Origin of the sequence: Mucilaginibacter sp. UYCu711 (assembly GCF_050433825.1) — a bacterium.
Classification (GTDB): domain Bacteria; phylum Bacteroidota; class Bacteroidia; order Sphingobacteriales; family Sphingobacteriaceae; genus Mucilaginibacter.
Genome location: NZ_JBNPWM010000002.1, coordinates 100555 through 118777, shown reverse-complemented (window position 1 = coordinate 118777; position 18223 = coordinate 100555). Strand labels below are relative to the sequence as shown.

Sequence of the window (18223 nt, the reverse complement as noted above, 5' to 3'; positions counted from 1 at the left end):
TGTGGAAAATTATTCTTGTGTCAAAAAAAGGAGTAATTGCTCTAATGTTTTTTCAGATAAAGGCTTCTTTAATTCACATTCCCAAATCTTAATAATTTTCCAACCAGCCTCTGTCAAAAGAGCTTCGGATTTTACATCGTTATTGGTATTGCCTTGAATTTTATTTAACCACCACTCGGTCCTTGTTTTCGGCACAACATAGTATTTACACCCCTCGTGCCCATGCCAAAAGCAGCCGTGTATAAATATTACGATTTTGTATTTGGGTAGTACAATGTCGGGTTTGCCGGGCAGGTCTTTTACGTGCAGGCGATAGCGGAAACCTTTTTTGTGCAGAAACCGGCGTACCAGCATTTCGGGCTTAGTATTCTTACTCTTAATCCGCGACATGTTATAGCTGCGGGTTTCTTTGCTGTGCACGTCTGCCATAATGTAATAACGGCAAAATTATGGAATTGATTTGTCTTGCGTTAACGATTGCAGCGGATACCTGCCTTGTGGCTAAGGCCTGCGCAGTATGAGCGGAAAGCGTGGGCCGCAGGCAACGCCATAATTAGCAATTAGTTACTATCGCTTAATTCCCCCCCGCCTTGCAAAACAAAAAATCTGTTATATTTATCCGAAGGACTCCTTTGGAGGTTATAACCTATATGAACATAGTAGACCTACTGATAATTATTGTGGTGCTGGTTAGCATTTATACGGGGTACCGGCGGGGGTTTATCCTGTCGGGGTTGATCCTGTTGTCGTGGGTTACAACGCTTGCGCTGGCGCTGCTGTTGTACAAGCCGGTTAGCGGCGTGCTGTTAAAGGTGCTGCCTAAAACGGGGGTATGGTCGCCAGCGTTGGGGTTTATTATCACTATTATACTGGCGCAGGCGGGGGTGGATAGGTTGGTGCATTGGCTGTTAAACCGCGTGCCCGAGCGGATAACCGAAAGCCGGCTTAACCTGGCGCTGGGCACTTTGCCGGGGCTGGTAAACGGTTATATCTGGGCGATACTGATAGCCACCTTCCTGGTGGTGTACCCGTTGGATAATTTGTTTATGCGCGAGGCCCGCAAAAGCCCCATAGCCAAAAAACTGGCCGGCAACGTGGGGCTTATTAACGAGCGCCTGTCGCCCATATTTACGGATGCGCTGATGCAACTAAAGGGCACCGGCACGGCTATGGTGAGCCACGAGCGGATGATAACGCTGCCCTTTAGATCGGTAACCGCCAAACCCCGACCCGACCTGGAAGCCCGGATGCTGGAGCTTGTGAACGAAGAGCGGCATAAACGCGGCCTGCAAACCCTAAAACCCGACCCGGAATTAACCCGGGTAGCGCGCGACCATTCAGTCGACATGCTGCAGCGGGGCTACTTTTCGCACTACACGCCCGAGGGGTTGGACCCGTTCGACCGGATGAAGAACCAGGGCTTGCGCTTTTTAACCGCCGGCGAAAATATCGCGATCACCCAAACCCTGCCTATGGCGCATACGGGGTTAATGAATTCGCCGGGGCATAGGGCCAATATCCTTAACCCGGCCTTCGGGCGGTTGGGTATCGGCATACTGGATGCCGGCTGGTATGGGTTGATGATTACGCAGGCGTTTAGGAACTAGAGATTAGAGGTTAGTGATTAGAGATTAGTTGCTTGTCGCTTTGAGAGACCCTTCCCTACACCCTCCCGTTGGGAGGGAATCGCGCAGGCCGTTGCTCATTAAATATGCATCCAACGTAAAACGTATTACGTCCCACGTACAACGTAATCAAAATTCCATCACATCCTTCTTCTTCTTATTCTTCATGCGTTTGGGTACAAACTCCAGGATCTCGTTTTTAAGGGCTTCTATCATGCGACGTTTAAGGTAGTTGCGCTGGATGACGATGCTTACTTCGCGCGCCGGCTCGGGCGACTTGAAGTAGCGGACACGGTCGAGCTGCTTGTCGGTCAAATCGGCCAGGGCAAGCTCGGGCAGTATGGTGGCGCCATTGTTTTGGTCGACCATGCGTTTTAAGGTTTCCACGCTGCCGGTATTATACTCGAAATGCTGGAAACCCTGCGTCGATTTGCGTCGCTGGCAAATGTTTAGCACCTGCTCGCGCATGCAATGGCCCTCGTTAAGCACCCAGATCTCTTCCATGTCGATATCATCGGGGTTGATGGTTTTCTTTTTATACAGCTTGCTGTGCTTGCTGGCATAGGCCACAAAGTTTTCGTAAAACACGGGCATCTCTATCAGGCTGCTTTCGTGCAGCGGGGTGCTTAGGATGCCGCAGTCTAAAGTGCCCAGTTTTAGCTGCTGGATGATCTGCTCGGTAGTTTGCTCCCACACGATGAGTTTTACCTGCGGGTATTTTTGAATGAAGCCATGCAGGATCTTGGGCAATATATAAGGCGATACGGTGGGGATAATACCCACCTTTAGCTCGCCCGAGAGTTCTTTCTGGCGGTCGGATATGATCTCTTTTATTTTCTCGCTCTCGGCCAGCAGCACGCGGGCCTGGTTAATGATGTCGATACCGATCTCGGTGGGTGTAACGGGTTGCCTGGAGCGGTCGAATAGTTTTACCCCCAACGTGTCTTCCAGCTTCTGGATCTGCATACTAAGCGTGGGCTGGGTAACAAAACACTTATCGGCCGCGGCCACAAAACTGCGGTAGGTATCAACCGCTACAATGTATTCAAGCTGTGTAATAGTCATGTTGGGTGATGAGTTTTGAGTGGTGTGTATTGAGTTATAGAGCAAATCTATGTAAAGGTAATAGTTTTATTGATTTAGTCGATATTGTAATAATTGATTAAGCAATTGTGTCCGACCATCCGCAATAGGTGTGGTTCCCGGGTGGACGGACAACAAAAAAGCCGCCTTGAATATCAAAGCGGCTTTTACTATATGTTTATACTAGTCTCTACTCTACCGTTACCGACTTAGCCAGGTTACGTGGCTGATCGACATTACAGCCGCGCATTACGGCTATATGGTATGATAAGAATTGTAGTGGTATGGTTGCCAGCAACGGAACGAATGCATCGTCAGTTTGTGGTATTTCTATTACATAATCGGCCATGTCGCGTACCTCGGTATCGCCTTCGGTTACTATGGCTATAATTTTACCGCCCCGGGCTTTAACTTCCTGTATGTTGCTCACCACTTTCTCGTACGACGAGTTTTTAGTAGCGATGAATATAACCGGCAAATCCTCGTCAATTAAGGCGATAGGGCCGTGTTTCATTTCGGCAGCAGGATAACCTTCGGCGTGTACGTATGAGATCTCCTTAAGTTTTAAAGCGCCCTCTAACGCCACCGGGAAAGAGCTTCCCCTTCCCAGGAATAAGGCATTGTTGGCATCCTTAAAACGGGCGGCAATTTCTTTTACGTGGTCGTTGCAAAGCAGGGTGCGTTCTACCAATGCCGGTATTTCGTCAAGCCCGGTCAGATACTCCACCAGTTTGCTTTGGGTAAGTGTGCCACGAAGCTGGGCTATATAAAATGCTATCAGCGTTAAAACAGTAACCTGGGCAGTAAACGCCTTGGTTGATGCCACACCAATTTCGGGGCCGGCGTGGGTATAAACCCCGGCATCCGTAATCCGCGGGATGGACGCGCCAACCACGTTGCAAATGCCAAAAATAGTGGCGCCGCGCTCTTTGGCTATTTCTAAAGCAGCCATGGTATCGGCAGTTTCGCCCGATTGTGAGATGGCAATAACAATATCTTTATGCGTGACAATAGGGTTGCGGTACCTAAACTCCGAGGCATATTCAACCTCAACCGGTACGCGTCCGTATTCTTCAATCAGGTATTCGCCAACCAGGCCGGCGTGCCATGAGGTGCCGCAGGCAACAATGATGATGCGGTCCACCATCTTTAGCTTTTCTTTATACTCTTTTATCCCGCCCAGCTGTACATTGCCCTGTGCCGGGTAAATGCGCCCGCGTAAACAATCGCGGATAGAGCGGGCCTGCTCATAGATCTCTTTTAACATAAAGTGATCGTAGCCGCCTTTTTCAAGGGCTTCCAGCTTCATATCCAGCTCCTGGATGTATGGGGTTTGGATGGTGTTGTCGATGTTTTTAATCAGCAACTCATCGCGGTGTATGTAAGCAATTTCGTTATCATTTAAGTAGATAACGTTTTTGGTGTATTCAACAATTGGTGTGGCATCTGATGCCACAAAGTATTCGCCTTTGCCAACGCCTATTACCATCGGGCTGCCTTTGCGTGCAGCTATCAGTGTATCGGGCTCGTCGGCACTCATAATAACGATGGCGTAAGCACCTATTACTTTTGTTAGGGTGATCCTGACAGCCTCTAACAAATCAAGGCCGGTTTCTTTTTGGATATCCTCAACCAGGTGTATTAACACCTCGGTATCGGTATCGCTTTTAAATACATGGCCCTTGGCTAACAGGGTTTCTTTAATGATGCCGTAGTTTTCAATGATCCCGTTATGTATAACTGTTAATTTCCTGTCGCCTGATGAGTGTGGGTGTGAGTTCCTGTCGCTTGGCGCGCCGTGGGTGGCCCAGCGGGTATGGCCCATGCCAACCGAGCCTGAAAGGTTTACCTCTTTAACAAAGTTTTCAAGGTCACTAACTTTTCCGGCTTTTTTATAGACCTTAAGCTCTTTATCATAAAGGGCTATACCTGCGCTGTCATATCCGCGGTACTCCAATCGGTGTAATCCTTTAATGATTATCGGATAAGCTTCTCTATAGCCGATGTAACCTACAATTCCACACATAAAACAAGTAAATAAGTAATTAACAAAAATAATGAGGTATATGGTAATAACAAGAGCAACCCATAATTAATATTCAAAATTAATTATGGGTTGTCCGGAGTATTATTTAACCACTTTTGTATAGAAAAGATTTAGTTTTATACGATACGGAGAGGCGGTATCAAAGCCTACGGCCAGCGTACGCCCGTCTAATTCGGCAGTTGGTGCGATAGTTGGTTGTTGCGTAAGTACTGAAGCGCCTAAATAAGTGCCATAATCCTGGCTTTTGCCGGTCATAAGGTCCTGTATATAAGCGGTAATTACAAAATGGTATTGCTGTTGTTGCTTGTCATAAAAGCCGCCCAGGATGGTTTGACCAAATGAGCGTGCGTCGGCAGGCGAAGCATCCTGAACATATTGTCGCTGCTTAGCAAGGTCTAACCGGTATAAGGATAACTTTGGTAATGGGGCAAACGGTACAGTTGAACCAGGCATCGGCGTAACAACAAGCTCGGCACGGTTTATAACAACATCCCCGCCAATAGTTTTAATGATATTTTTAATATAAGGGAAACTTATTTTAGTTCTTAACCCGCCAAGGCCCTGGATATAAAAGGTTTTGCGGCCCGTAGTTGTGTTGGCAAGCTCGGTTTGTACAGCCGCAGAACGGGTGTGTTTTATCTCGATAGCATGTGTTACGCTTGGCAAAGCTAATACGCCGGTATCAATAACGGTTCCATCACTATGTTTATAATAAATTTGTATAGAAGCGGCAGAGTCAAGCGCGAACATAACCGTACCACCCGGGCCGGTTTGATTTTGATCAAGCGTTACATACAAGCCTTTTACATTATTTTTAAAAACAAGGTTTGATTTAAGCTGATCTGCAGGCGCGTTATAAATTATTTTATTAATAAAAGCTGTGCTAATAGGGATCCTTAATTGCGGCGACAGTTTTACAAGCGTATCGGGCCCGTTGGCAACAGGGTTTATTATTTTTACACTATCGCTTGTTCTTGCAACAAAAGATTTGCTGCCCAGTAAGGTCGACTTATCCACACTCCAGGTTTTTGTATTATAATACAACTGCGAAAGTACGCGCTCCTTAAGCTGGTATACGTTTGCTTTATACCTTGATGTAAGCGAGTCGCCGTAAAAACTATTACGGGCGTATTTTATAACAAGTAAAGCCGAATCGACAGTTATTGTGCCCACAGGGAGCGCATAAGAACCAAGGCCCGGCAAATTAAGGTCCATAGCCAGGTTTGATTCGGTTGTGCCAAAAACAGGGTCTTTAAAGTAAGACAACGCGCTATGGCCAAGGGCATTGGTTTGTACACTATCTTCGGGCACAGTATTGACAACAATGGTAGCCGTGTCTATAAGGCTGCCATTTACCTGGTTTGAATTTATTACACCCAAACCAATAATATCCTGGTTCTTACAACTGTTCAAAATAAAAAGACTTATCAACAGCGTTAATAAGTCTAATCTATAAAATTTCATATATCGATCTCTCAAAGCTTATACAACGTTCACCAATTCCTCATTGGCAATTTCGTCGTAAAAATTGTAATAATTTTCGAAATCTGCGGTCGAATTAAATTCTAACACCGATTTTTGGCTGTTTTTAACATTATTTAACACATCCTCATCAATGTTCTCGCTGCCTAATACGATAGCGTCGCTATAATGAATAGCGCCCTCATATAAGGCAGTATTTGTACCGTTTTTATATACTTCGGTATGTTTTTCGGTCATATCGCCCATAACTGCTTTTTGCGCAAATTCGGCACCCATATCGCCTTTAAAATCATTCTCATAAACAGAGTAAACTACTTTCGAGTTTTTAAAAGTAGGGTCGTCCTTATAAGTTGTTTTTAAATAAGCAGGAACTAAAGCGCTCATCCAGCCGTGGCAGTGGATCACATCAGGCGCCCAGCCTAATTTTTTAACTGTTTCTAATGCTCCTTTGCAAAAGAAGATCATACGCTCATCGTTATCAGCGTAAAATTTGCCGTCCTTATCCTCAAACACATGCTTGCGTTGGAAATATTCTTCATTATCTAAAAAATACACCTGCATACGCGCTGCCGGGATAGATGCAACTTTTATGATCAACGGATTATCGTTATCATTAATAATAATGTTCATACCCGATAACCTGATCACTTCATGAAGTCTGTTCCTGCGCTCATTAATATTTCCAAAACGCGGCATAAGGATACGGATCTCGTAACCTTTTTCCTGCATAGCCTGCGGAAGCTGGCGCGTTATTTCAGAAATTTTAGAGAGTTCAAGGAAAGGTGACATTTCATGAGTTATAAACAAAAGCTTAGATTTACCCATCTCCAAATCAGAATTTAAATTTTGTAACACCTCAAAAAATTTGAGTGTGCAAATATAAGCATTATATATGAAGTATCAATCAATTATGCAAGTAGTTTTGGTAATTTTGTATCAATTGTGCAACTTCGCCCACTTTTTGTAAGCTATAATATTGAAAAACTTTACTAAAAAAGCGCAATTGCAGCAACACCTGCAAAGCCTAAGGGCCGGCGGTGCTGTTATTGGCTTTGTGCCTACTATGGGCGCTTTACATGCCGGGCACCTGTCGCTAATAGAACAGGCACAGCAACAATGTGACATAGTAGTATGCAGCATTTTTGTTAACCCGACACAGTTTAACGACCCAAAAGATCTGGAGATCTACCCCCGCCCTATACAGGATGATATAGCTAAATTAACGCAGGCCGGTTGCGATTTGCTTTTTAACCCTGATGTTGCCGAAATGTATGCCGATAATGAAAAATGGCATTTAGATATTGGCGAGCTGGAGGCGTTGCTGGAAGGAAAGTTTCGCCCGGGCCATTACCAGGGCGTTACGCAAGTGGTGTTTAAATTGTTTGATATCGTAAAACCTGATGTTGCTTTCTTTGGCCAAAAAGATTACCAGCAGGTGTTGGTAATAACCCAAATGGTTAAGCTTTTAAATATGCCGGTTAAGCTGGTGATGTGCCCTATTGAGCGTGAGGCAGACGGCCTGGCCATGAGTTCGCGCAATATCCATTTAACAGCCGATGACAGGCAACACGCGCTCATCCTTTCAAAAACCTTAAACAATGTAAAGACTAAGTTTGACCGTAACCATATTGAGCAACTGGTACAAAATGCAAGGGCCGCTATTAATGCCGAGCCTGGCGTAACCCTTGGTTATTTTGAAATCGCCGATGGCAATACCCTGCGCCCCGCCGGCAATAACACCAAAAAAGTTGTTGCACTTGTAGCCGCAACCGTTGGTAAAACAAGGCTGATTGATAATGTGATTGTTAGAGATTAGTGATTGGAGAGTAGGGATTAGTTGTTGGCAGAACACCATGAAATTGTTAATCGCCTGTAATCATTTACTAATCTCTAATCAACTAATCACTAATTAACTTAATTTTGCACCATGATTATTGAAGTATTAAAATCAAAGCTTCATCGCGTTAAAGTAACACAGGCCGAGTTAAACTATGTTGGCAGTATTACTATTGATGAGGATTTGATGGATGCGGCAAATATTATTGCCAATGAGAAAGTGCAGATTGTAAATAATAACAATGGGTCGAGATTTGAAACCTATGTTATTAAGGGAGAGCGCGGCAGCGGTACCGTATGCTTAAACGGCGCCGCCGCACGGCTGGTGCAGGTGGGCGATATTGTGATCATTGTATCATACGCTTATATGGAGATGGACGAAGCGCGTGCTTATGAGCCTATATTAGTTTTCCCCGATACGGATAATAAATTAATTTAGTATCTTGTTGCGTGCAAAACAATGCGGCTAATTTTATCAATAACCCTTCTGTTTTTTAACATAATGTGCTTTGCCCAGGCGCAAAATGTTTACTATGTGAAAAATAACGGGCGGTTAGTTGATATTAAAGACAGCGCCGATTATTTCCGGATGGTAAGCGAGCCAGACTCGGGTTCTAACCTTTATAATGTTAAAGAATATTATAAAAGTGGCAAAGTTAAATTAATAGCTAAATCAACTACTATTGAGCCGCAGTTTTATGAAGGGCAGTTAATCAGCTTTTATGAAAACGGTAAACGTGATGTGCTTGCTGTTTATAATAAAGGCCTTTGTATCCAGGCTAACAAGTATTATAATAATGGTAAACTAAAATCAGCAATAGAGTATCCGGAGTCATTAGCCAATCAGGATAACTATCAAAAGTATAAACTAATAATGTACAATGACAGTACTGGTAAAGAATTAGTCGTAAACGGAAATGGGCAGTACTCCGGCTACGATGAAACTGCATTTGATAGATATAATACAGGAAATATAGTTAACGGGTTTAAAGACGGTATATGGACAGGAGAGTATCCAAAGGAAAAAACCACATTTATTGAAGAATATAAAAGTGGAAGGCTCGTTTCTGGCGAATGCGTAACTGCTAATAAGAAAAAATTCACGTATAAATCTTTAGAAACGCCACCCAATTTGGGAGATATAGATAACCTCATGGGCATGATTACCAACGGCATTCGTGTAGAAAAGGGGTACGAACACGGGAGGGTTCTGATAACATTTATAATAAATAAAGACGGCGAGGCCACAGATTTCAAAGTAAAACGATCTTTAAACGATGAGCTTGATCGGAAAGCTGTCCAGGCAGTAAAAAACGCCTTAAGATATCTGAAGGGAATAACTCCGGGAATACAGTATGGGCATCCTGTTAATATTTCCTATACCTTGCCTGTAGCTTTTGGCTGAATATTTCCACTATCAGCCGCGATGGAACTGCACGGATAATAACTGACCACCCAAAAACGTTAACGAAATGTTAAAATTTTACTATTATATATTTTAATAGATATTTTAGCGTTTTGGTTCACGGCAGAGCCATTTCCAATTGTAATCATTATAATAAAAAAATAGATCATGAAAAGATTTTTATTAGCGGGCCTTAGTGCGGTTGTATTGTTAGCATCATCATGTGTAAAACCTAAAGATACACCTACCGGCGATGCCCATATCAGGTTTATAAACGCGGTTGTGGGTTCGCCATCGCAGGATGTATACATTAACAGCGTATTGGTAAGCAGCGGTAAACTGCCTTACGGTGGGGTAACATCGTACATGACGTATACGGCGGGTATCAACCAAATAGTATTTGTTGATGGTATTACACACATAAGCCAGGCGTCGGAAGATTACGGCTCGGATATCGGCGATTATGCAACCTTTTATTTTTACGGCAATATGCAGGGCACCTTATCAGCAGGTGGCATAAAAGATAACATGACCCCGCCGGCTACCGGCAAAGCAAGAGTTAGGTTTATTAACCTTGATTATAACTTAACAAACGCAATGATTGTGGCCGTTGTGGGCGGTAACAATCTGTTTACTTCATTACAATTTGCTACAGCATCTACTTATTATGAGGTTGACCCCGGGACTAAATTTCAGGCGTCTGCGGCAGGTGTAACTACCGCGCCGGTTATGGATTTTAACCTGCAGGCCGGCAAAATTTATACAGTATGGCTAAGCGGCGCTTCGGCAACCGAAATTTACGGTAACGCTATCCTTCAAAACCAATAAGGGTATTTATATATAGCCGTTTTACAGATAGGTTGAAGCCATAGCTTCAGCTATCTGTAAACTTTGACAAAAGCCTGCGTATTTTTTTAAAAAAAGATCAAAAAGTAGCTATATAAATTCTATCTTTGCACCCCGACGCTGAGGTCGGGATTCCCGCTATCAGCGCATAGGAAAAATCGTTATTGCCGTTACCCGGCTTTTGACTTTTGACTTAGAACTTTTGAATTAAAAAAAAGCCCTATGCCCAAAGACACCTCCATTAAATCAGTACTGATCATCGGCTCAGGCCCTATTATTATTGGCCAGGCCTGCGAGTTTGATTATGCCGGATCGCAAGCTGCATTATCCTTAAAAGACGAAGGTATTACCGTATCAATCATCAACAGTAACCCCGCCACCATCATGACGGATAAGGTTATTGCTGACCACGTATACCTGCTGCCGCTTACGACCGAAAGCCTTGAAAAAATACTGATCGAACAGAAAATTGATGCCGTATTGCCAACCATGGGCGGCCAAACCGCTTTAAACCTTTGTATTGAGGCTGATGAGCAGGGCTTATGGAAAAAATACGGGGTTAAAATTATTGGGGTTGATATTGCCGCGATAGAAAAAACAGAAAACCGCGAAGCCTTCCGCCAGTTAATGGTTGATATTGGTGTGGGTGTGGCTACTTCAAAAATAGCCAACTCTTTTCTTGAAGGTAAAGAAGCTGCGCAGGAAATTGGTTTCCCGTTGGTTATACGCCCAAGCTATACGCTTGGTGGTAAAGGCGCCGGCTTTGTACACAAAAAAGAAGATTTTGACGCCGCCCTGAGCCGCGGCCTGCAGGCATCGCCAACCCACGAGGTATTGGTAGAGCAGGCAGTTTTGGGCTGGAAAGAATACGAGCTGGAGCTGCTGCGCGATAGTAATGATAACGTGATCATCATCTGCTCGATAGAGAATTTTGACCCGATGGGGATCCATACCGGCGACTCGATAACCGTGGCCCCGGCCATGACGCTTAGCGACCGCTGCTACCAGGAAATGCGTAACCAGGCCATCAAAATGATGCGCGCCATTGGTAATTTTGCCGGCGGTTGTAACGTACAGTTCTCTGTTAACCCTGCCGATGAGGCCATTATAGCTATCGAGATTAACCCGCGGGTATCTCGTTCATCAGCATTGGCATCAAAAGCAACCGGTTACCCTATTGCTAAAATAGCGGCTAAGCTGGCTATTGGTTACAATCTTGACGAAATAGAAAATCAGATCACCAAAACAACCTCGGCTTATTTTGAGCCTACGCTTGACTACGTGATCGTAAAAATCCCACGCTGGAACTTTGATAAATTTAAAGGCGCTAACCGCGAGTTAGGCTTGCAAATGAAATCGGTAGGCGAGGTTATGGGTATTGGCCGCAGCTTTATTGAAGCATTGCAAAAAGCCTGTCAGAGTTTAGAGATAGGCCGTGCAGGTTTAGGTGCGGATGGCAAGCAAAGCCGCCACCTCGACGAAATTATGCACAGCCTGGAGCACCCAAGCTGGGACAGGTTGTTCCATATTTATGACGCCATGAGTTTAGGGGTGCCAATGGAATCTATCCGTAAAGCAACCAAGATAGATCGTTGGTTCCTGAACCAGATCCAGGATATCGTTAACATGGAGACGGAACTGCGCCGCTATTCGATTGGTAATATCCCCGAAGATTTCTTTTACACTTTAAAACAAAAAGGATTTTCTGACGCGCAGATAGCCTACATCCTCCATAATAATACCACCGAAGAGGATGTTTACCAGCGCCGCAAGGAGTTAGGCATTAAGCGTGTTTATAAAATGGTTGATACCTGCGCTGCCGAGTTCCCTGCAAAAACACCTTACTACTACTCTACTTACGATGGCGAGAACGAATCAATTTCGTCTGATAAGAAAAAGATTATTGTATTAGGCTCGGGCCCTAACCGTATTGGCCAGGGTATTGAGTTTGATTATAGCTGCGTACACGGTTTATTAGCCGCCAAAGAGGCCGGTTTTGAAGCCATCATGGTTAACTGTAACCCCGAGACAGTATCGACCGATTTTAACATGGCCGATAAGCTTTACTTCGAGCCGGTATTCTGGGAGCATGTGCGCGAGATCATCGAGCTTGAAAAACCTGTAGGCGTTATCGTTCAGCTTGGCGGGCAAACCGCTTTAAAGATGGCGCAGAAAATGCACGAGCATGGTATCAAGATCATCGGTACATCGTTTGATAACATGGACATTGCCGAAGACCGCGGCCGTTTCTCTGATCTGTTGAAAGAACTGGAGATCCCATACCCTAAATATGGTGTTGCTGAAAGTGCCGAAGAGGCAATTGAAGTTGCGCACCATGTAGGCTACCCCGTACTGGTTCGCCCAAGCTACGTATTAGGCGGGCAGGGCATGAGCATTGTAATTAATGATGAGGACCTGGAAAAAGCTGTAGTTAGCTTGTTAAAAAATCTGCCGGGCAACCGCGTATTGATTGACCACTTCCTTGATCGTGCATCCGAGGCGGAGTCTGACTCTATCAGCGATGGCGATGATGTGCATATAGTTGGTTTGATGGAACACATCGAGCCTGCCGGTATCCACTCGGGCGACTCGTTTGCCGTATTACCGCCTTTTGATCTGTCGGCCAATGTGATCAATAAAATGGAGCTGTACACCAAAAAAATAGCCAAAGCTTTAAATGTTATCGGTTTGCTTAACATACAGTTTGCCATTAAGGATGACGAGGTATATGTGATTGAGGCTAACCCGCGTGCATCGCGTACTGTCCCTTTCATCGCGAAAGCATACGATGTGCCTTACATTAACATAGCTGCCAAAATTATGCTGGGCGCTAATAAGCTAAAAGATTTTACCATCGAGCGCAAGCTTAAAGGCTACGCTATAAAAGAACCTGTTTTCTCTTACGATAAGTTCCCCGAAGTTGAAAAACAACTGGGCCCCGAAATGAAGTCAACCGGTGAAGCTATCCGCTTTATCCCTGACTTGCAGGACCCATACTTCAGGCATTTGTACAAAGAGAAATCGATGTATTTGAGCAAGTAATAAATGGTAACAACCCCATCTCATAATAAAGCTTCCAACCCTGGTAGAATATTAGAGTTGGATGCGTTACGGGGCATTGCCGCATTGGTGGTAGTGGTATTTCATTTCAGCTTTAAAGTAAGCGATAAGATTGATTTTCACTGGGGCATAACTGGTGTAGATTTGTTTTTTATGATAAGCGGGTTTGTGATACTGCTTACGTTAAAACACACCAAAACCTGGAAAATTTTCGTAGTTAACCGGTTTTCGCGCCTGTACCCTACTTATTGGACCTGTGTAACCATTACAGCTACTTTTCTTTTATTTTTTGGCGATGGTATCAAGTTAAAGCTGCTCACGCTTTACCTTACCAATATGACGATGTTTCAACTGTTCTTTTTACAGTCAAACCTTGATCCACCCTATTGGACCATGATAATTGAAATGCTATTTTACATGTATATGCTTTTTATTTTCCTGATAAAAGAATTAGATCGTATAGAACCAATATCTGTAGGGTTACTGTTCCTGGTGTTTGTTTATGCTTTGCTTTCTGCCCTTTACCCACACGCACATTTGCAAAACGACGTGTCTTACTATATTCCTATTGTTAATCATTATCCATTGTTTTGCGCCGGAATAGTTTTCTACAACATCAAATTTACAGGGGCTACAAAAAGGCGATATCTTTATTTGGCCATATGCTTTATTGCACAACTATCTGTGTTTAACGCAGGGGGAAGAAGCCACTATTTTGTGACTATTTATGAATATGTAGCTATACTGGCAATATACTTCGGCCTGGTTTATTTATTCGCCGTCAACAAATTAAATTTTATAGTAAACCGGGTAACTCTTTTTTTCGGAAACCTGTCTTTTAGTCTTTATCTGATCCATCAAACCATTGGATGGGCCATTATTGTTTTTTTACGACAATATATTCATTGGAGTTTGGCCTTCGCGATCGCAATGTTGCTGGTAATCTTATTAGCCTATTTTATTAACAGGTTAATTGAGGTGCCTGCTACAAAATATTTACGGAAAAAGCTGCATTCAAATCATACCCAAATACCAGCTGCGATCCCATTGGAATAACATTCTACCTATCCACCATTAACCCTTTAACCTCAAAAGTTAACCTGCGTTTCGGATCCGTCTTAACTGTATGCTGCTTCTTGCCCCGCACCGTATCACCCGCAAAATGCTGCAAATCATCGGCTATAAATTGTTTTTGGGCCACGCCTTCAACATATACTATTTTGCCGGTTAGGCCAGCGGGGATGTTAATACCATAATTTTTAAAATGCGCGGCAATGATCTTGCCTTTGCCGGCATCCAGCTCGAACCAGCCGCCCTTAGGTTTGGTCACTTTTATAATACACCCGCGTATGGTGGTGCTGATGCGTACTTTCTTATCCATAAAAGCCTCTACGCGCCAGGCGGGTATTACCTGGGTGGTATCGGGCCTGGCTCCGTAAACCATACCATGCGGCATAGGGGTGTGTTGCTGCGCGGTGGCAGTCAGGATAAAGCAAGCACAAAACAGCAGCAGCCGGTATTTCATATTGATTAAACAAGAAATTGCCGGCTTGGTTTTAAACAGCACACTAACGGGCCGGCTTAAGCCGTTTTAACAGGGTTATTATGTTAATAATTGTTAAAAACAGGGCTTAAAGGCGCTGTCTGTACTTAATTAACCACGAATAAATTATATTTAAAAATTATATAATAAGCTATCTTTGCAGCCGCATTAAATACCATGCGGCCTGAACGGAAAGGCGGGACGAACGAATAAATTTGAAATAATATACCAGCATGAAAAAATCGCTACAAGGCACTTTTTTAACTATACTTTTTATCGCGGCTATTGCAGCTATAACCGGCTGTAACAAAAAGAATGATCAAACGGTACCCATCCCGGTGCCTATAATTAATCCTATAGTTACAAACGTAACAGCTACAACGGCTATTGTGGGCGGCCGCCTGGGGTCGCCAAATTTGGTGACAGAGGACGGAATTTGCTTTAGCGCTACCAATGCAACGCCTACCGTAAATGATATATTTATAAGCGATACGCTTGCGGCACGCTGGGAAAATAAGATAACGGGTTTAAGCCCAAATACAACTTATTATGTAAGGGCATATGCCAAAGGCGAATTGGGCGTTGGTTATAGCGATGTTTTAACATTTAAAACCAATGCTACAGCTGCTGTGCCAACCGGCACAGTAACCACTTTTGCCGGCAGCGCAGCCGGTACCGCAGGTTATGCAGAAGGCACCGGAACAAATGCTTTGTTTGATGGCCCGCAAAGCATCGCGTTTAACGCTGCCACAGGCAAGTTATATGTTACAGAATCATTTAATAATAGTATACGAACAATTACAACTACCGGTGCAACAAGTGTAGTTTCAAAATTAGCCATTGGCTATGCCGACGGCAACTTAGCTACAGCACAGTTTTACGGGCCCAAAGGCCTGTCGTTTGACGCGGCCGGGAACACTTACCTTGCCGATCTTGGTAATAACATTATCCGCAAGATTGCAACAACGGGCACAGTAACTACTATAGCCGGTAACACCATACCTGGTTTTATTGACGGTGCTGGTACTAAAGCCGAGTTTTATGACCCGAGCGCTACAGCTATTGATGCGTCGGGAAACATTTATGTTGCAGACCGGACTAATAACCTGATCCGCAAAATTACCACCGCAGGGGTGGTAAGTACATTGACAGGTTATAGAGCAACTGGCGGCTATTCGCAAACAACCGTACCGGGATACTACGATAGCGATGCTGCTAATTCATTATTTAGAACCCCGATAGCTTTAACTATGGATGCTACAGGTAATATTTATGTAGCCGATTATAAAAACAACGCTATCCGCAAAGTTACCCCTACCGGTACTGTTACAACCTATGCAGGTGGTATATACTTCCCTGCAATGTTAGGCAACCCTACAGGTGTGGTGTTAGATGCGCAGGGCAATATGTTTATATCAGAAGCCAGCGGCCGTATCATCGAAATTACAGCCAACAAAGTATTGTATGTATTGGCCGGAGCGGCAAAAAGCGATGGCTATGTAAACGGCGTTGGCGCCACGGCGCGTTTCAACAACCCACAGTCGTTAACGCTTGACGGGCAGGGCAATTTATATGTAGCCGATGTTAATAATAACGTTATCCGCAAAATTACCATAGCAGTACAATAATCGAATCCGCATTAAAACAAAAGAGCCGTCCCGACATATGTGGGGCGGCTCTTTTGTTTTATATAATAATGTCATTTCGAGCGAGCCAGTTTGGGCATTGCGCGAGAGAGGCGACGAGAAATCTTATACGCCACACTAATAATAGCTAGTCTAAGATTTCTCACTCGTTCCTCGTTTCGAAATGACAGTCCTGTTGTGTTATTATTACCCAAACAACAGCTCAAAAACCTCCTCAATATTAGCTACCATTTTTATGTCGATGGTATAGCGGGACAGGTCCATGCGTTTTTTATCTTGGGCTGCCGATGGCATATTGTATTTGGAGATATAGATCTGCTCGAACCCTAATTTTTGCGCTTCGGCAATGCGCTGCTCCACCCGGTTAACCGCGCGGATCTCGCCTGATAAACCGATCTCGCCTGCGAAACATGTTTTAAACGGGATGGGAATATTTTGGTACGATGATATTATTGCAGCGGCCAGCCCCAGGTCAATCGCCGGGTCCTCCACCTTTATGCCGCCGGTAATGTTCAGGAAAACATCCTGCGCGCCCAGCTTAAAGCCGCAGCGTTTCTCTAACACGGCAAGCAGCATGCTCATGCGTTTGGCGTCAAAGCCATTTGCGTTACGCTGAGGCGTTCCGTATACCGATGGGCTTACCAGCGCCTGGGTTTCTATCAGCATTGGTCTCATGCCCTCTAAAGTGGCTGATATGGTGATACCGCTCAAAGGCTCATCGCGTTGCGATAATAAGATCTCCGACGGATTAGACACCTCGCGCAAACCCTCGCCCAGCATTTCATAAATTCCCAGTTCAGATGCCGAGCCGAACCTGTTCTTTACTGTGCGTAATATGCGGTAAACATGGTGCCTGTCGCCCTCAAACTGTAAAACGGTATCAACCATATGCTCCAGTATTTTTGGGCCGGCTATCATGCCGTCCTTGGTGATATGACCAATCAAAAATACCGGGGTAGCGCTCTCTTTGGCAAAACGCAAAAGCTCGGCGGTACACTCACGCACTTGCGACACGCTGCCGGGTGTTGATTCTATATGTGATGAATGCAGGGTCTGTATCGAGTCGACCACCACCAGGTCGGGCTCCAGCTCTTCTATCTGTTTAAATATGTTTTGGGTTGATGTCTCCGTAAGGATAAAGCATCCCTTGTGACCATCAAGCTCATTTTGACTTTTTAATTTTGACTTTTGACTTGATAGCTCGCTCAATCGTTCCGCCCGCATTTTAATTTGCTTTTCGCTTTCCTCGCCGGATATATACAATACTTTCAGATTAGGCATATTTAATGCGATCTGTAGCATTAAGGTTGATTTACCTATTCCCGGCTCTCCGCCGATAAGCACAAGCGATCCCGGAACGATACCACCACCCAGCACACGGTTAAATTCTTTGTCTGGAGTAAGTAGCCTTTCCTCCTCACTAAAAGTGATATTTGCAACCTCCACCGGTTTATTGGCGCGCTGCTGCGTAGTGCCGTTGCTTACCTTCCAGGTGGGTATGGCTTTGTTATCCTTTTCAATAACCTCCTCAACAAAAGTGTTCCATTGCTGGCACGACGGGCATTTACCCAGCCACTTTGCCGACTCGAACCCACAGCTTTGACAGAAATACGCGATCTTAGATTTAGCCATTGTTTTAGATTTGCAGAT

General features: G+C 44.4%; 15 protein-coding genes. 8 read left to right on the top strand and 7 right to left on the bottom strand.

Annotated features, from left to right (window positions below):
* Window positions 1-9 precede the first annotated feature (9 nt).
* Entirely contained in the window at window positions 10-429 is a 420-nt protein-coding gene (locus ABIB50_RS04545) for a very short patch repair endonuclease (protein ID WP_429377633.1), read from the bottom strand.
* Window positions 430-650: 221 nt separating this feature from the next.
* On the opposite strand from ABIB50_RS04545, the gene ABIB50_RS04540 reads away from it, so the two are divergent.
* Complete coding sequence (locus tag ABIB50_RS04540; protein WP_429377631.1) at window positions 651-1607, top strand: CvpA family protein; 957 nt, start codon at window positions 651-653, stop codon at window positions 1605-1607.
* A 147-nt stretch (window positions 1608-1754) separates the two neighbouring features.
* Here the strand turns inward: ABIB50_RS04540 and ABIB50_RS04535 are convergent, their stop codons facing one another.
* The 4 genes from ABIB50_RS04535 to ABIB50_RS04520 form a co-directional block, all read right to left on the bottom strand.
* A complete protein-coding gene (locus ABIB50_RS04535) occupies window positions 1755-2690 on the bottom strand; it encodes a LysR substrate-binding domain-containing protein (protein ID WP_429377629.1) in 936 nt (311 codons plus the stop codon).
* Window positions 2691-2898: 208 nt separating this feature from the next.
* A complete protein-coding gene (gene glmS, locus ABIB50_RS04530; protein ID WP_429377627.1) occupies window positions 2899-4734 on the bottom strand; it encodes a glutamine--fructose-6-phosphate transaminase (isomerizing) in 1836 nt (611 codons plus the stop codon).
* 102 nt (window positions 4735-4836) lie between these two features.
* Window positions 4837-6219, bottom strand: coding sequence for a DUF4270 family protein (locus ABIB50_RS04525; protein WP_429377625.1), 1383 nt, complete (start codon window positions 6217-6219; stop codon window positions 4837-4839).
* 18 nt (window positions 6220-6237) lie between these two features.
* The gene (locus ABIB50_RS04520) at window positions 6238-7062 is read right to left on the bottom strand and encodes a glycogen/starch synthase (protein ID WP_429377623.1); all 825 of its coding nucleotides are present in this window, start codon (window positions 7060-7062) and stop codon (window positions 6238-6240) included.
* A gap of 151 nt (window positions 7063-7213) precedes the next feature.
* On the opposite strand from ABIB50_RS04520, the gene panC reads away from it, so the two are divergent.
* From panC to ABIB50_RS04490, 6 genes are all read left to right on the top strand, one after another.
* On the top strand, window positions 7214-8053 hold the full coding sequence (gene panC / locus ABIB50_RS04515; protein WP_429377621.1) for a pantoate--beta-alanine ligase: 840 nt from the start codon (window positions 7214-7216) through the stop codon (window positions 8051-8053).
* Window positions 8054-8164: 111 nt separating this feature from the next.
* Window positions 8165-8512 (top strand): aspartate 1-decarboxylase, encoded by a 348-nt coding sequence (gene panD, locus ABIB50_RS04510; protein WP_429377619.1) that lies wholly within the window; start codon window positions 8165-8167, stop codon window positions 8510-8512.
* Between the two features lie 63 nt (window positions 8513-8575).
* Window positions 8576-9478 (top strand): energy transducer TonB, encoded by a 903-nt coding sequence (locus ABIB50_RS04505; RefSeq protein WP_429377617.1) that lies wholly within the window; start codon window positions 8576-8578, stop codon window positions 9476-9478.
* A gap of 168 nt (window positions 9479-9646) precedes the next feature.
* Window positions 9647-10306, top strand: coding sequence for a DUF4397 domain-containing protein (locus ABIB50_RS04500; RefSeq protein ID WP_429377615.1), 660 nt, complete (start codon window positions 9647-9649; stop codon window positions 10304-10306).
* 240 nt (window positions 10307-10546) lie between these two features.
* Window positions 10547-13366 carry a carbamoyl-phosphate synthase large subunit gene (carB, locus tag ABIB50_RS04495; RefSeq protein WP_429377613.1) on the top strand — a complete coding sequence of 940 codons (2820 nt, stop codon included), beginning with the start codon at window positions 10547-10549 and terminating at the stop codon, window positions 13364-13366.
* A gap of 3 nt (window positions 13367-13369) precedes the next feature.
* On the top strand, window positions 13370-14440 hold the full coding sequence (locus ABIB50_RS04490; RefSeq protein ID WP_429377611.1) for an acyltransferase family protein: 1071 nt from the start codon (window positions 13370-13372) through the stop codon (window positions 14438-14440).
* A 4-nt stretch (window positions 14441-14444) separates the two neighbouring features.
* Here ABIB50_RS04490 and ABIB50_RS04485 read toward each other — a convergent pair whose 3' ends face one another.
* Window positions 14445-14909, bottom strand: coding sequence for a DUF4920 domain-containing protein (locus ABIB50_RS04485; RefSeq protein ID WP_429377610.1), 465 nt, complete (start codon window positions 14907-14909; stop codon window positions 14445-14447).
* A gap of 251 nt (window positions 14910-15160) precedes the next feature.
* On the opposite strand from ABIB50_RS04485, the gene ABIB50_RS04480 reads away from it, so the two are divergent.
* Window positions 15161-16555 (top strand): hypothetical protein, encoded by a 1395-nt coding sequence (locus tag ABIB50_RS04480; protein ID WP_429377609.1) that lies wholly within the window; start codon window positions 15161-15163, stop codon window positions 16553-16555.
* A 204-nt stretch (window positions 16556-16759) separates the two neighbouring features.
* Here the strand turns inward: ABIB50_RS04480 and radA are convergent, their stop codons facing one another.
* Complete coding sequence (radA, locus tag ABIB50_RS04475; protein WP_429377608.1) at window positions 16760-18205, bottom strand: DNA repair protein RadA; 1446 nt, start codon at window positions 18203-18205, stop codon at window positions 16760-16762.
* Window positions 18206-18223: the final 18 nt, after the last annotated feature.